This window comes from Sporosarcina contaminans, from assembly GCF_042679045.1.
GTDB lineage: Bacteria > Bacillota > Bacilli > Bacillales_A > Planococcaceae > Sporosarcina > Sporosarcina contaminans.
Window position 1 is genome coordinate 61,629 of record NZ_JBHTLT010000016.1, and the last position, 14,470, is coordinate 76,098.

At 41.7% G+C, this 14,470-nt stretch carries 11 protein-coding genes; 10 read left to right on the forward strand and 1 reads right to left on the reverse strand.

What is annotated here, in order from left to right; genetic code table 11:
- The first annotated feature begins 131 nt into the window (after positions 1-131).
- On the forward strand, positions 132-2,387 hold the full coding sequence (locus ACFQ38_RS02965; protein WP_381479758.1) for an S-layer homology domain-containing protein: 2,256 nt from the start codon (positions 132-134) through the stop codon (positions 2,385-2,387).
- 56 nt (positions 2,388-2,443) lie between these two features.
- Here ACFQ38_RS02965 and ACFQ38_RS02970 read toward each other — a convergent pair whose 3' ends face one another.
- Positions 2,444-4,135, reverse strand: a complete 1,692-nt coding sequence (locus tag ACFQ38_RS02970; protein WP_336823059.1) for an Rqc2 family fibronectin-binding protein — start codon at positions 4,133-4,135, stop codon at positions 2,444-2,446.
- 122 nt (positions 4,136-4,257) lie between these two features.
- Here ACFQ38_RS02970 and gmk point away from each other — a divergent pair, with 122 nt between their 5' ends.
- The 9 genes from gmk (at position 4,258) to pknB (ending at position 14,456) form a co-directional block, all read left to right on the forward strand.
- Entirely contained in the window at positions 4,258-4,875 is a 618-nt protein-coding gene (gmk, locus tag ACFQ38_RS02975) for a guanylate kinase (protein WP_336823060.1), read from the forward strand.
- 5 nt (positions 4,876-4,880) lie between these two features.
- Positions 4,881-5,105 (forward strand): DNA-directed RNA polymerase subunit omega, encoded by a 225-nt coding sequence (gene rpoZ / locus ACFQ38_RS02980; RefSeq protein WP_336823061.1) that lies wholly within the window; start codon positions 4,881-4,883, stop codon positions 5,103-5,105.
- A gap of 93 nt (positions 5,106-5,198) precedes the next feature.
- Positions 5,199-6,410, forward strand: coding sequence for a bifunctional phosphopantothenoylcysteine decarboxylase/phosphopantothenate--cysteine ligase CoaBC (gene coaBC, locus ACFQ38_RS02985; RefSeq protein ID WP_336823087.1), 1,212 nt, complete (start codon positions 5,199-5,201; stop codon positions 6,408-6,410).
- Positions 6,407-8,827, forward strand: a complete 2,421-nt coding sequence (gene priA / locus ACFQ38_RS02990) for a primosomal protein N' (protein WP_336823062.1) — start codon at positions 6,407-6,409, stop codon at positions 8,825-8,827. The genes coaBC and priA overlap by 4 nt, the downstream gene beginning before the upstream one ends.
- Positions 8,828-8,885: 58 nt before the next feature.
- Entirely contained in the window at positions 8,886-9,392 is a 507-nt protein-coding gene (gene def / locus ACFQ38_RS02995) for a peptide deformylase (RefSeq protein ID WP_381479759.1), read from the forward strand.
- A complete protein-coding gene (gene fmt / locus ACFQ38_RS03000) occupies positions 9,389-10,330 on the forward strand; it encodes a methionyl-tRNA formyltransferase (RefSeq protein ID WP_336823064.1) in 942 nt (313 codons plus the stop codon). The genes def and fmt overlap by 4 nt, the downstream gene beginning before the upstream one ends.
- On the forward strand, positions 10,327-11,685 hold the full coding sequence (gene rsmB / locus ACFQ38_RS03005) for a 16S rRNA (cytosine(967)-C(5))-methyltransferase RsmB (RefSeq protein ID WP_381479760.1): 1,359 nt from the start codon (positions 10,327-10,329) through the stop codon (positions 11,683-11,685). The genes fmt and rsmB overlap by 4 nt, the downstream gene beginning before the upstream one ends.
- 30 nt (positions 11,686-11,715) lie before the next feature.
- Complete coding sequence (locus ACFQ38_RS03010; protein WP_336823065.1) at positions 11,716-12,474, forward strand: Stp1/IreP family PP2C-type Ser/Thr phosphatase; 759 nt, start codon at positions 11,716-11,718, stop codon at positions 12,472-12,474.
- A complete protein-coding gene (gene pknB, locus ACFQ38_RS03015; RefSeq protein WP_336823089.1) occupies positions 12,468-14,456 on the forward strand; it encodes a Stk1 family PASTA domain-containing Ser/Thr kinase in 1,989 nt (662 codons plus the stop codon). Before ACFQ38_RS03010 ends, pknB begins: the two co-directional genes overlap by 7 nt.
- The last annotated feature ends 14 nt before the right edge of the window (positions 14,457-14,470 follow it).

Consider the following 14,470-nt stretch of genomic DNA (forward strand, 5'->3'; position numbering starts at 1 on the left):
TGGTAGTTCTGCATGTTTTTTCGTTCACTTTGCGATCACCTGTCAATCTTCGAAAAATCGATACAGATCGAAACATTCCCTATTGGATGATATAATGAGAAACAGAAATTAAATGGGCTGGTGAGACAAAAGTGAAAAAAACAGCATCGTTTCTTTTTGCATCTGTTTTGTTTGCGAATTTGTTTTTTGGAAATTTACACGTTTTCGCCGACGCGGATCGTGCAAAAAGGGAAATTGTCCAAACAGAAGTGAAGTTTACGGATATTGACCAAACATATTGGGCTAAAAATGAAATCATGCAGCTCGTAGAAAATGGTTTGATGGATGGTTACCGTGATTTGCAATTCAGGCCAGCAGCACCGATAACTGTTGGGGAAGCAGCTAAGGTGTTTTATTTGGCGTTAAGTTTGCCGAAAGCAAGCAACGAAATTTCATTTGATGATATTGATGACGAGGATGAACAATTAAAGAATGCTGTTCGCGCTACAATCGCAGAAGGTATATTCGCCGCTAAGTCTGATCGGGTTTTTGGAGCAGATGAGCCACTTACGATAGCGAAAATGTCATCAGCGCTTAGTAAAGCCTTCAATGTCCACTTAACAAAAGAGGATCTTGTAAATATTGGTCCTTTATACAAGGATATTTTGGCTCCGGCAAAGTTAAGTAAATTGCCGACATCTGTTCAAGTTTTTGTTGAAGATCAACTGCCTGTCGATCGTGCAACTTTTGCGTTCATAGTACATCAAATATTAATGGAAAATGGCACGCTTGACAGTTTCAAGAATTATATACTATCGGACGCTGACTATTCAACAACATTCAAGCCGGTTGAAGCGACAGTTCATTTACTGAAGGTTTCCTTTGATGAGCATCCAATTTACTTGAGATCTACAGATCAAATTGTATTTGATCATCATGAACGGATTGATTATGGATTTTCACGAGATAATATTTACACATATTCGGTCGGCGAGAAAGGGGCTGCTATTGAATTAACGGTACGCTCTTTCGATAATGGAGATTATTTCTTGTTTTCCAAGCTTGAAAATCCTTCCGCAAGTGAACTGCAAGTAGACGTGCTGCAAAAAGAAAACTTTGTAGATTCATACGCGTTTTACCGATTTGATCGAAATCAAATTAAAAGAAATAGTGATGATGTGTTCAATGCAGATAGGACATCCTATCCAACAGGCGTTTTACGTTTCATTAATGAGGACGGAACCGTACAGGAAAGGATGGTCGGCCAAGCGTACAGATCACGTCAATTGTCTATGGACTATGACCATGGCGGGCGCAGCCAAATGCGTGAACTGCTGAAAGAGGAGGAAGCTTTATCATTTACAAAGATCGGGTCCACTTTTATGTCTGTTCATACGCTGCTTTCGAATGGCAATGATATTGTTGATCAATGGTATTTGAACTCGGAAAACTTGCTATTTGAAAATGACGATCATCGAGAGAATTGGATGTTGGAAAGCGCCAAATATTATAAGAAGCGTAACAGCTGGTATACAGCTTTAGGCCCATTTAATAAAATGGCGACAACGACAGAGCCGTTGCCGGAAAACGGTCAAGGGTATGGCCGAAATCTATTGTTATTAAAAGAAGATCGGGCTATGGAGCTATATCACCAGCAGCAGGATAGATATTTTGAAAACTTGATTTATAATAGCTTTGTTAATTTGCAAAATTTCCGAGGTGACAAGCCTTATTGGGAAACGGAAGTGACGAGCACCTATTTAAAAGATTTATACGGCATTACTGCACCATTTATCGATACGAGATTCAATGAGCAGATCGCACTATTTTATTACCGAAGCGGTGATGTATTCGGCATTGAGGATTATCAAGAGCCTTTGCGTAATTATGCCGACTTGTTAGCTTCTCAAAAAGAGGAAGGGCATGTCATTGTCGTAGGAGAGGATGCTTACTATATTTCCGATTATTTTCCGATCATACAAGATGTTCCAACCCATGCTTCCATGAACCATGTGCTTGGTGGCATGAATATTTTGCTTATGGCTTACAATGAGTTCGATGATGAGAAGTATTTGGAAACGGCACGCTCCATCCAAAAAGCGATCGCTATTCAAAAAGAAGAATGGCTGCGTAATAATAACGATATTTGGTACCGCATATCACCGGATCTTGACTTTAAAGGCGATGATTATAAGCATTTGACATTAGAGGACTTAATCAACTCATATAAGCTTTGGTCGGATATCGATAAAACTTTCTTACCGGTGTTAGAGGAAATGATCGAGTCGAAGGCTGCTTATTTATCCGATGAACAATTGGGATATACGACAAAGATAAAAAAAGGCTTGGAGGAGATCGGCCTACTTAAGTATTTGCCAGAAGGAGAGGAACGAACAGACGCGCTATAACTATAAAAACTGGTGAAGAAACTTATAAACGTTTCTTCACCAGTTTATTTTTTCGTTTATTTTCTTAATTTCCTTACAACGTCTTCATCGGGTGTAACAAACAATGTTTTTTGCTCGAAGTAAATGACGAATCCAGGTTTCGCACCGTTCGGCTTTTTTACGTGACGTATTTCGGTGTAGTCGACAGGAACAGAAGCGGATCCTCTCGCTTTGCTGAAGTAGGCTGAAAGAATAGCTGCTTCTTCAATCGTTTGTTTATCGGGATTTGCTTGATGGATGACTACGTGAGAGCCTGGGATGTCTTTCGTATGAAGCCATATATGATCCCGTGCAGCTGTTTTAAAAGTGACATAATCATTTTGTTTATTATTTTTTCCTACTGAAATTGGAATACCAGTAGAAGAAACGTACGCTTCTGGGGAAGGTTTTTTTGGCTTTTTCTTCTTCTTGCCCTTCCGAACGCGCATGAATCCTAATTCTGAAAGCTCATCCCTTATTTCATCTATATCTTCTGGGGATGCTTGCATCACTTGTTGTTTTACCATTTCAAAATACTGAATATCATCTGCTGCTTTTTCCAATTGTTCCGCAATCATGACTAATGCATTTTTCGCTTTTGTATAGCGGGAGTAATAGCGTTGTGCATTTTCTATGGGAGATTTTCGCGGATCAAGAGGGATGGTCACTGTAGATCCTTCTTCATAATAATTGTCGACTGTCGCTTCTAAGTCGCCTTTTTTAATGGCATAACTATTTGCTGTTAACAATTCACCATAGAGCTGGAAAGTGTCTAATTTACTTGCAGCTTTCCGTTCTTTCTCCAACTTTTCCGTCTTTAACTTCAATTTTGCAATTTCATTATCAAGCCAGCGCTCAAGGTCGGCAGCTTGCGATTTGACTCGTTCGCGTTCCGCTTTGGCAAAATATACCTTATCCAATAATTCTCCTAATGTATTAAAAGTCGCGAGCACGCGGTCAGCATATGTTAACTCTGCTGCTGAAAACAGTTCTTTTTTGCCAGATTGAGACATATTCGGTAAACGATCTCCGCCTTTAAAAGCTAATAGAAATTTTTTAAATACATCATATGCTTTTTCGTTAGGATGATTTTGTAAACGGTATAGCAGTTCTTCTCCATGTATTGGGGAAAAACCTGATAGCCGTTTTACGATGTCCTTGGCAGTAGTAAAATAAGGTAACAGCCTATTAAATTCTTGCTCATTCAACCTAAAAGGGTCGGTTTTATCTTGCGGAGGGGCAGGTATATAGGGCTGTCCCGGCAAAATTGTTCTATAACTGTTTATGGAAGGGGGCAAATGTTTCATACTATCGATAATTAAGTTTCGATCTGGATCAATTAAAAGCAAGTTGCTATGGCGCCCCATTATTTCGACGATCAATCTTCGGTTCATGTCGTCTCCGATTTCGTTTTTTGCCAGAATGTCAAATGAGATGATTCGATCATTGCCTTCTTGCCGGATTGACTGAATCGTCCCGCCTTCAAGATGCTTCCGTAAAACCATGCAGAACATCGGCGGCTCGGACGGATTCGGTATCGTCTCTTCAGTAAGCTGTACACGTGAATAGGAAGGATGGGTAGAAATAAGGAGTTTGCCATTCGTTCCCCCTGCGCGCACAACTATGACGATTTCTTGCGTATTTGGCTGGTGGATTTTTGAGATGCGTCCATTCTCAAGAAGCTGCAGCTCTTCCACCATTGCTGCTGTAAATAACCCGTCAAATGCCATGATAATTCCTCTTTCAATCGTTTTGTTCCATTTTATCATTCTATGGAGCAGTTATGTTATAATATGAGTGATTATCTGCTAAAATAATTGGAAACTTGATATTACATAAGAAGAGGGATTACATGCACAAACAACGAGGCCTTTTAATTGTTTTGTCCGGGCCGTCTGGAGTCGGCAAAGGAACAGTTAGAAAAGAACTTTTTCAGCAGCCTGACACTAATTATGAATATTCGATTTCAATGACGACAAGAAGTCCACGGACTGGCGAACAAGACGGCATCGATTATTTTTTCAAATCCCGTCAGGAATTTGAAAAGCTGATCGAAGAAGGAAAGCTATTGGAATACGCAGAGTACGTCGGAAATTACTATGGCACTCCGCTTGATTATGTCAATCAAACACTGGATGCAGGCAGGGACGTTTTCCTGGAAATTGAAGTTGTTGGCGCTGCACAAGTCCGGGAAAAAGTGCCTGATGGACTGTTCATTTTCTTGGCACCGCCAAGTCTTTCGGAATTGCAGACGCGATTGGTCGGCCGCGGTACTGAAGAAGCTGACGTTATTGCGGACAGGGTGTTAAAAGCACGGGAAGAGCTTGAAATGATGAATTTATATGATTATGTTGTTGAAAACGATGAAGTATCCAAAGCGTGTGACCGCATTAATGCGATCGTAACGGCGGAGCATTGCCGCCGTGAACGTGTTGAAAAACGCTATTTACTCATGTTGGAAGGGGAATAATTCAAATGTTATATCCATCTGTAGACTCATTAAAAAGCAAAATTGATTCGAAGTACACACTCGTCACACTAGCAGCAAAACGTGCACGAGAAATGCAAGAAACGAAAAACAATCTTCTATCGTCTTACACATCTCACAAAAATGTCGGAAAGGCATTGGAAGAAGTGGCAGCTGGCGTTTTGACGAAACAAGATCAAGATGAATCAATTATTTATGAAGATGAAATTTAATGACTGCCTTTGAAATAAGCGAATAGAGAAACAAATGATACTCCCTTAGAAGCAGATTTTCTTAGGGAGTTTGTCATTTTGGAAAGGATGATACTGTTGTTGAACAAAAAAATATTGCTCTGCGTTACAGGTGGAATTGCAGTTTACAAAGCTGTGGCGCTTGTTAGCAAGTTAACTCAGGCAGGGGCGGAAGTAAAAGTAATCATGACTTCATCTGCGAAGGAATTCGTGACACCGCTTACTTTTCAAGTGATGTCTCGAAACGATGTCTTTTTTGATACATTCGATGAAAAAGATTCTAAAGTCATTGCCCATATTGACTTAGCCGACTGGGCCGACCTCGTAATCGTTGCTCCGGCAACTGCCAATGTCATCGGCAAAATGGCGAATGGGTTAGCGGATGATATGGTAACGACAACGTTGCTGGCGACGACGGCGGAAGTGTGGATCGCTCCTGCAATGAATGTCCATATGTACGACAATGAAGCAGTGAAACGAAATATTCAAACGTTATCGGAAGATGGATTCCGTTTCATAGAACCATCAGAAGGTTATTTAGCTTGTGGATATGTCGGCAAAGGCCGATTGGAAGAGCCTGAAAAAATTGTTGAATTGGTGAGAAAGCGATTTGCGCATGAACAGCAATCATTACCGCTCAAAGGAAAGAAGGTTGTCGTTACTGCGGGGCCGACTAGGGAGAGAATCGACCCGGTCAGATATATTTCGAACTTTTCAAGTGGCAAGATGGGCTATTCAATGGCAAAAGCGGCAGCAGCATTGGGCGCTTATACCGTATTAATATCTGGTCCAGTAGAATTGGACAAGCCTGAAGGCGTACAGTTGATCAAAGTGGAAAGCGCTGCTGAGATGTTGGATGCGGTCTTATCTGAGTATGAAGATGCTTCAATCGTCATTAAATCTGCCGCTGTGGCAGATTACCGTCCGAAAGAACAGCATGCACAAAAAATGAAGAAACGGGAAGGCGATTCATCCATTGAGTTAGAGCGAACGACGGACATTTTGAAAACATTAGGTGAGATGAAAAAAAATCAAGTATTAGTCGGTTTTGCCGCGGAAACGAATGATGCAGTAGGATATGGTCAATCCAAGTTGAAAAACAAAAACTTAGATTATATTATCGTCAACGACGTAACAGATCCGAACGGCGGGTTTGGCAATGACAAGAATGTTGTTACGCTACTTTCGAAAAATGGCACGATACAACCGTTTGAACCGATGGAAAAAAATAAGCTATCTTTATTGCTCCTTGAAACAATTATGAATGAGGAAAGTGAACATAAATGATTGCTGAAGTCATTGTTGATGTATCAGCCTATCCAATTGATCGCCCATTTGACTACACGGTGCCAAACAGCATGCAATCAGTTGTGGAATGTGGATCAAGAGTTAAGGTGCCTTTCGGTCCAAGGAAGGTTTTAGGCTATATTACCGGCTTGAAGGATGAAAGTGATATCGATGAAAGGAAGTTAAAGCCGATTCATGAATTGATTGACCTTGAACCAATTCTTTCCGAGGAATTGCTCTCACTTTCCAAATGGTTGGCGAAAGAAACACTTTCTTATGAAGTCGATGCTTTGCAAGTAATGCTACCGGCAGCGATGCGGGCAAAATATGAAAAAATCGTCACTGTCATTCATCCGGAGAGAATTGATAACGGTTCATTTGCTACCTTTATTGGCAGTCGGCGACAAATCCCGTTGAAACAAGTGATGGACTCTGGCGGAGGGGCATTTGCTTCTCTACTAAAGAAATATGCTGCTGAAGGAATTGTAACCGTCGACACAACCATTACACAGAAGACAAAAGTGAAGAAAGTTCGCATGATTACAATTGCAGAATTGCAAACATTAGAGGAAGTTTCGAAATCGATTCATGCCAATGCCAAGAAGCAAGCAGAATTGATTGCTTATATGTTTGAACATGCAGGAGAGTCTGTAGAGGCGGCAAAGTTATTAAACGAATCCGCCGTTCAAAATCCTGTTTTAAAAGCGCTTATTGAGAAAGGCGCTGCTGTCGAAACATATGTGGAAGCTTACCGTGAACCGGATGAAATCCGGCTAAAAGACTCGCCGATCCCGATCGAATTGACGGACGAGCAGGCAATCGCCCTTCGCAAAATTACAGACGCTTCAGATGAAGAAAGTCCTGAAACATTTCTTTTACACGGAGTCACTGGTAGTGGCAAAACAGAAATTTATTTGCGTGCGATCAAACATGTGCTTGATAAAGGAAAAGAAGCGATTGTCTTAGTGCCAGAAATTTCATTGACGCCTCAAATGACGGTAAGGTTCAAGGAGCGATTTGGAGACTTAGTTGCAGTGATGCATAGCGGCTTGTCTGCTGGAGAGAAGTACGATGAATGGAGAAAAATTCATCGCGGTGAAGTAAAAGTCGTGGTCGGTGCAAGATCTGCAATATTCGCTCCTTTTACTAATGTAGGTTTAATCGTTTTGGACGAAGAACATGAATCTACGTATAAGCAAGAAGATACACCGCGCTATCACGCAAGGGATGTGGCAATTTGGCGCGCTCATTATGCACATTGCCCCGTTATATTAGGGAGTGCAACTCCTTCTCTTGAATCGTATGCAAGAGCTTCAAAAGGCGTATATACATTGTTGACGTTAACAAAAAGAGCGAAGCAGCAAGCGATGCCTACAGTAAATATTGTTGATATGAGAGAAGAATTAAAAGAAGGAAACAGGTCGATGTTTTCCGTCCAGTTGGCAGAAGCAATCCGAGAAAGACTTGAAAAAAAAGAGCAAACCGTCCTTTTTCTAAATAAACGAGGATTCTCCTCTTTTGTCCTGTGCCGTGATTGTGGAACTGTCGTTCAATGCCCGAATTGCGACATCTCATTAACATACCATAGATCAAACGAACAATTGAAATGCCATTATTGCGGACACGAAGAACCAGTCCCTCTCACATGCCCCGAATGCAATAGCGAGCATATCCGTTTTTTTGGAACTGGCACGCAAAAGGCAGAAGAGGAAATTGCTAAGCTTTTTCCAGAAGCGAGAGTACTTAGGATGGATGTCGATACGACAAGGCAAAAGGGATCCCATGAAAGGCTGCTCCGCCAATTCAGCGAAGGGCAGGCAGATATTTTGCTCGGTACGCAAATGATCGCTAAAGGATTGGATTTTCCGAATATCACTTTAGTTGGAGTATTAGCGGCAGATACAACTTTGCATCTTGCCGATTTCAGGGCAGCTGAAAAGACATTTCAACTGATGACGCAAGTGAGCGGCCGCGCTGGGCGCCACGATTTATTAGGAGAAGTGTTTATTCAAACGTACACTCCAGAACATTATGCGATTTATTTAGCCAAGACACAGCAGTACGAACCATTTTACCAATTGGAGATGGCAGCGAGGAAACAGTATGGTTACCCGCCTTTTTATTATATAACGCTTATTCAATTTTCCCATGAAGACTTATTGAAGGTGGCAGACTATGCGGATAAAGGGACAAGGTTTTTGAAAGAAAATCTTTCGAAAGAGACATTTATCATCGGCCCTGCCGCCGCTGCGATAAGTCGTGTGAACAATAGATATCGTTACCAATGTTTGATAAAATACAAAAAAGAGCCGAAGCTAACTGACACGCTTCAACAGCTCATTAAAATTTACCGGACGAGCTGGATGAAGGAAGGGCTGCTCATGACTGTTGATGTAGATCCTTCCCATATTTTTTAGGTGCATTTAGTGGCCTGACAAACATAGACATTTTGCAACAGAGAAAAGAGGAATTGACTTGGCTATACTTGAAATTGTAAAAAATCCTTCTCCTTTATTGACGCAGAAATGCAAAGAAGTAAAAGTTTTTGATGAAAAGCTATGTAAATTATTGGATGATATGTATGAAACGATGGTCGCTGCAGATGGCGTTGGTATTGCAGCCCCGCAGGTTGGTGAACTGCTTCGGGTTGCTATCGTAGATTTAGGTGAGGGTGATGACGTAATTGAAATGGTCAACCCTGTTGTCACCGCGATTGGAGGATCGGAAATCGATATTGAAGGATGCCTTAGCTTTCCAGGATTGTATGGGGAAGTGGAAAGACCATATTTTGTAAGAGTAGAAGCTCAGGAGCGCGATGGGTCTTTATATGAATTAGAAGCCGAAGATTATGAGGCACGTGCGATTTTACATGAGATTGACCATTTAGATGGCGTTCTGTTTGATTCGAAAATCCGCCGTATCGTCGACCCATCAGAATTGGAGCCTGCAGAGGATGAAGAGGAAGGGGGAGAAATGATATGAATCAAATTGTTTTCATGGGAACCCCTGATTTTTCAGTTCCTGTCTTGACGATGCTGCATAATGAAGGGTATAACGTGGTTGCAGTTGTCACTCAACCTGACCGTCCGGTAGGAAGAAAACGAGTATTAACACCGACACCGGTCAAAGAAGAGGCTTTGCGTCTAAATATACCTGTTTTACAGCCTGAGAAATTGAAAGGCTCGGAAGAAATGGCTCAAATTATTGAGATGAAGCCAGACTTGATCGTCACTGCTGCTTATGGACAAATATTGCCGAAAGAATTATTGGACGCTCCTGAATTAGGTTGCATCAATGTCCATGCCTCATTGCTTCCAAAATACCGCGGCGGAGCGCCGATCCATCAAGCGATTATTGATGGAGAGGCTGAAACCGGCGTGACTATCATGTATATGGTGCCAAAATTAGATGCGGGAGATATTATTTCACAAGTAGTCGTTCCGATTACGGAAGAGGATCATACGGGTTCTATGTTCGAAAAATTATCCGCAGCGGGCACTGAACTTCTAAAGGAAACATTGCCATCCATTTTCGAAAAGACGAATAAAAGGATTCCTCAAGATGAGTCTATCGTATCGTTTGCTGGAAATATTACACGTGAGCAAGAACGAATCGATTGGAATAAAGAAGGGCAAGCGATTTTCAACCAAATTCGTGGATTGTACCCGTGGCCGGGCGCATATTCTGTCTTTCAAGGGGAGAACGTGAAAATTTGGCAAGCACATAAGGTCGATGATGCAACGGATGCGGAGCCTGGAACGATCGTTTCACTCGCAAAGGACAAGATAATCGTCAAAACAGCCGATTCTACTGCAATCGCCATCACGGAACTTCAGCCAGCTGGAAAAAAGCGAATGGCTGCAAATGTTTTCTTGAATGGAGTGGGGGCGAAATGGCGTGAAGGAGAACGTTTCGAATGACACGTATGAAAAAGAAACCTTGGAATGGCAACGTAAGAGACGCGGCTTTGTCAATTCTTTTAGAGATAAATGAAAACCAAGCGTACAGCAACTTATTATTGAACCGTACCATTCAAAAATACGGACTGCCTGCAAATGATCGCGGATTGTTGACGGAGTTGACGTACGGTACATTACAGCATCGTTTAACATTGGATTATTATTTGGAGCCGTTCGTCCGTGGAAAATTAGATCCATGGGTGCGAGAATTACTAAGACTTTCCTTATATCAAATCGTTTATTTATCTAAAATTCCTTCTCATGCAGTTGTCCATGAGGCGGTCGAGATTGCAAAGAGAAGAGGGCATTCCGGAATTGCTTCGACAGTGAATGGCATTTTAAGATCAGTCCTTCGCCAAGGAGTACGGTCTGTCGATGAAATTATAGACGACGCAGAAAGAATTTCCATTGAAACGAGCCACCCTAAATGGCTGATTGATCGGTGGATTAAGCAATATGGCATGGAAGAAACAATTCAAATGGCACATGAAAATAATAACCCACCACGAATGACGGCTAGGGTTAATCGTTTAAAAGCGACAGTGGATGACGTTATCGAAGAGCTTACGGCAGAAGGGTTTACTGTTCATAAAAGCGAAATTGTTCCAGAATGCATTCAATCGACTGCTGGAAATGTTGTCAATTCAGAAGCGTTTCGGCAAGGGCGATTAACGATACAAGATGAAAGCTCGATGTTGCCAGTCATTGCGTTAAATGCCAAACCAGGCATGAATGTCTTAGATATGTGTGCTGCACCAGGCGGCAAGACGACATTTATCGCTGAGCGTATAGGTGATGAAGGGGAAATCCATGCACATGACCTTCATGATCATAAAATTTCTTTGATTAAAGACAATGCAGAACGTTTAGGGCTACAATCAATCATCGTGAAAAGCGGAGATAGCCGTAAGTTGGATGAATTATATCCTCCGAATTCCTTTGACCGGATACTTTTGGACGCCCCTTGCAGTGGTTTGGGAGTAATCCGCCGCAAGCCTGAGATCAAATATACAAAAACAGAGCAAGATCTGAAAAACCTCTCATCCATTCAATTGGAACTGCTTGACACTGCTTATCGACTCATTAAAAATGACGGCATAATCGTCTACAGCACTTGTACGATCGAATATGCAGAAAATGAAGGTGTAGTGAAGACGTTCATTGAAAAGCACCCGGACATGGAGTTGCTTCCAGTAGAGGAAGGTGACCTGAAGGATCAATTGCCTATAAAAGCGAATCCATTGCAAATTATGCCGCATCATTTCGGAAACGATGGGTTTTTCATTGCTGCATTGCGAAAAAAGAAAGGCATATGATAGATAGAAACGAAAAGGGGGGGACAAGCGTTGCAAATTGAGGTGCTGACAGATATAGGGCGAAAGAGAACGGTCAATGAGGACAGTGCAGCGGTCTATACGCGTCCGAACGGGCCAATCTTAGCCGTTATAGCCGATGGGATGGGTGGCCATCGGGGAGGAGATTATGCAAGCTCGACAGCAGTACGCATGCTTGGTGAGGAATTCACGAACGTGAAAGGGGAAACTGTCCAGACGAAAGAAGATTGGGAAGAATGGCTGTATGAGTCCGTTATCCATGTAAACTTGACGCTTTTCGAGACGGCACAAAATGATGAAGAGTTCAAAGGCATGGGCACAACGATAGACGCCGCTTTAATGCTTGGAAATGAACTGATCGTTTTGCATATAGGTGACAGCCGTGTTTATACGGTTGACAAAGAACAGATCATTCAAATTACAAAAGATCATTCCTTCGTCAACGCCCTATTAGACTCCGGAGAAATTACGGAAGAAGAGGCTGCAAGCCATCCTCAAAGAAATTGGATTATGCGAGCTTTAGGTTCGGAAAAGACAATTAGGCCGGATCTTCATAAGTTTGAATTGAAAAAAGGCATGTATTTATTAATTTGCACAGATGGACTAACGAATAAATTGGATAATGAAATGATCAAGGAAGTAATCTTGGCTGAAGATGGTTTGAAAAGCAAGGCAGCCAAACTGATTCACATGGCGAATGAGCTTGGCGGAGAAGATAATATTTCCGTTATCTTGGCTGGGCCTGCAGATACGGAGGTGAGTGAATTTTGATCGGAAAAAGGATCGATGGCCGCTATGAGATTATTCGAGGCATCGGAGAAGGCGGTATGTCCAAAGTTTACCTTGCCCATGACGTCATTTTGGATCGTGATGTAGCGATTAAAGTATTGGATTATGATTTCGCCAATGAAGAAGATTTAAAGCGCAGATTCCAGCGAGAAGCTCTTTCTGCTACAAGCTTGACACATCCGCATATTGTCAATATTTTTGATGTTGGTGAAGACGAGGAACTACATTATTTAGTAATGGAATATATTGAAGGACAAACATTGAAAAAGTACATCCAGACGAATGGTCCAATACCTGTCGTCCAGGCTGCAAAAATTATGAGGCAATTGGTGTCAGCAATTGCAAATGCCCATCATAATGGAATTATCCACCGAGACGTAAAACCGCAAAATATATTGATGGATCACGAAGGGAACGTAAAAATTACGGACTTTGGTATTGCAATGGCATTAAGTGCTACCGCCCATACTAAAACAAATTCTGTAATCGGAACGGTTCATTACTTATCTCCTGAACAAGCACGAGGAGGCATGGCTACAAAAAAATCGGATATTTATTCATTGGGGATCGTTTTTTATGAGCTATTAACTGGAGAATTGCCGTTTTCTGCGGAAACTGCTGTAGCCATTGCATTAAAGCATTTACAGGAGGAAACGCCATCCGTCCGATTGAAATATCCGGAAATACCTCAAAGTGTTGAAAACGTCATTTTAAAGGCGACTGCGAAAAATGCAGCAGACAGATATCAATCCGCGGATGAAATGTACGATGATTTATTGACTGTATTATCTCCCGAAAGAGCCCATGAAGAAAAATTTACGATTCAGTACGATGATGATAGAACGAGAATAATTCCTGCGATTACAGAACCGATTGAAAGCACTTCAAGTGCGGATACTACTAAGATTATGGATCCTATATTGCCGAAACCGGAAGAAGAGAGCAAAAAAGGAAAGAAAGATAAAAAAACAAAAAAGAAGCGGAAAAAATGGCCAATTATCGTAGGCGTCTTTGCCTTTCTGTTAGTTGCTATTCTTCTCATGGCACTGTTGCCTTCATTATTAGGCCCTAAACAAGCGATTGTACCGGATGTTATTGGCATGGATGAAGCCGAAGCAGTTGATCTTCTTGAAGAAAGAGATTTTGAAGTAGAGAAAGTCGAAGAACCTTCCGATGAGTACGAAGCTGGAAAAGTATTTAGGACAAGTCCAGAAGCTGATAAAAAACGGGACAAAGGCTCGGTCGTCACCTACTATGTCAGCACAGGAAAAGAAAAAATGGTATTGGATAATTATACGGACCGTGACTTTGATACAACCGCAGCTACTTTAGCAAGATACTTCAAGTCAATTGATTCCAAAGGTGTGTATTCGGATAAACCGAAAGGAACTATTTTGGAACAAGATCCAGAGGAAGGCTCAGAAGTAATACCCGAAGAAACGGATTTACTGTTCACAATCAGTATTGGAAAAGAAATGAAAACACTTGCCAATTTGTCGAATTATACGAAGAGCCAAGTGGACGCTTATGCAAAGTCATCTGGATTCGACATAAGAAGTGCTGGGGAAGAATACCACGATTCGGTGCCTGCAGGCAATGTAATCCGACAAAGCCCGTCTCCAAATTCAGAAATTGAAAAAGGATCGACAGTGGAGGTCGTATTTTCAAAGGGCAAAGAGAAAAAGCCGACGAAGATGGTCGTGAAGACGATTGATATTTTGTATGAACCGGAACCGGTTATCGATGATGAAGGCTGGACGAGCTATGAACCGCAAACCATTCGGATTTATATTCAAGATAAGAACCATTCAATGACGGATCCTGTTGAGGAATTCACGATTACTGAAAATACAGTGAAACGGATTACGATCGAGTTGGAAGAAGGCCAGCGCGGCGGTTATCGAATCATGAGAGATTCAACCGTATATAAAGAAGATACCTTCAACTATGAAGATGGCGATTAAGAAAGAGGGATTGG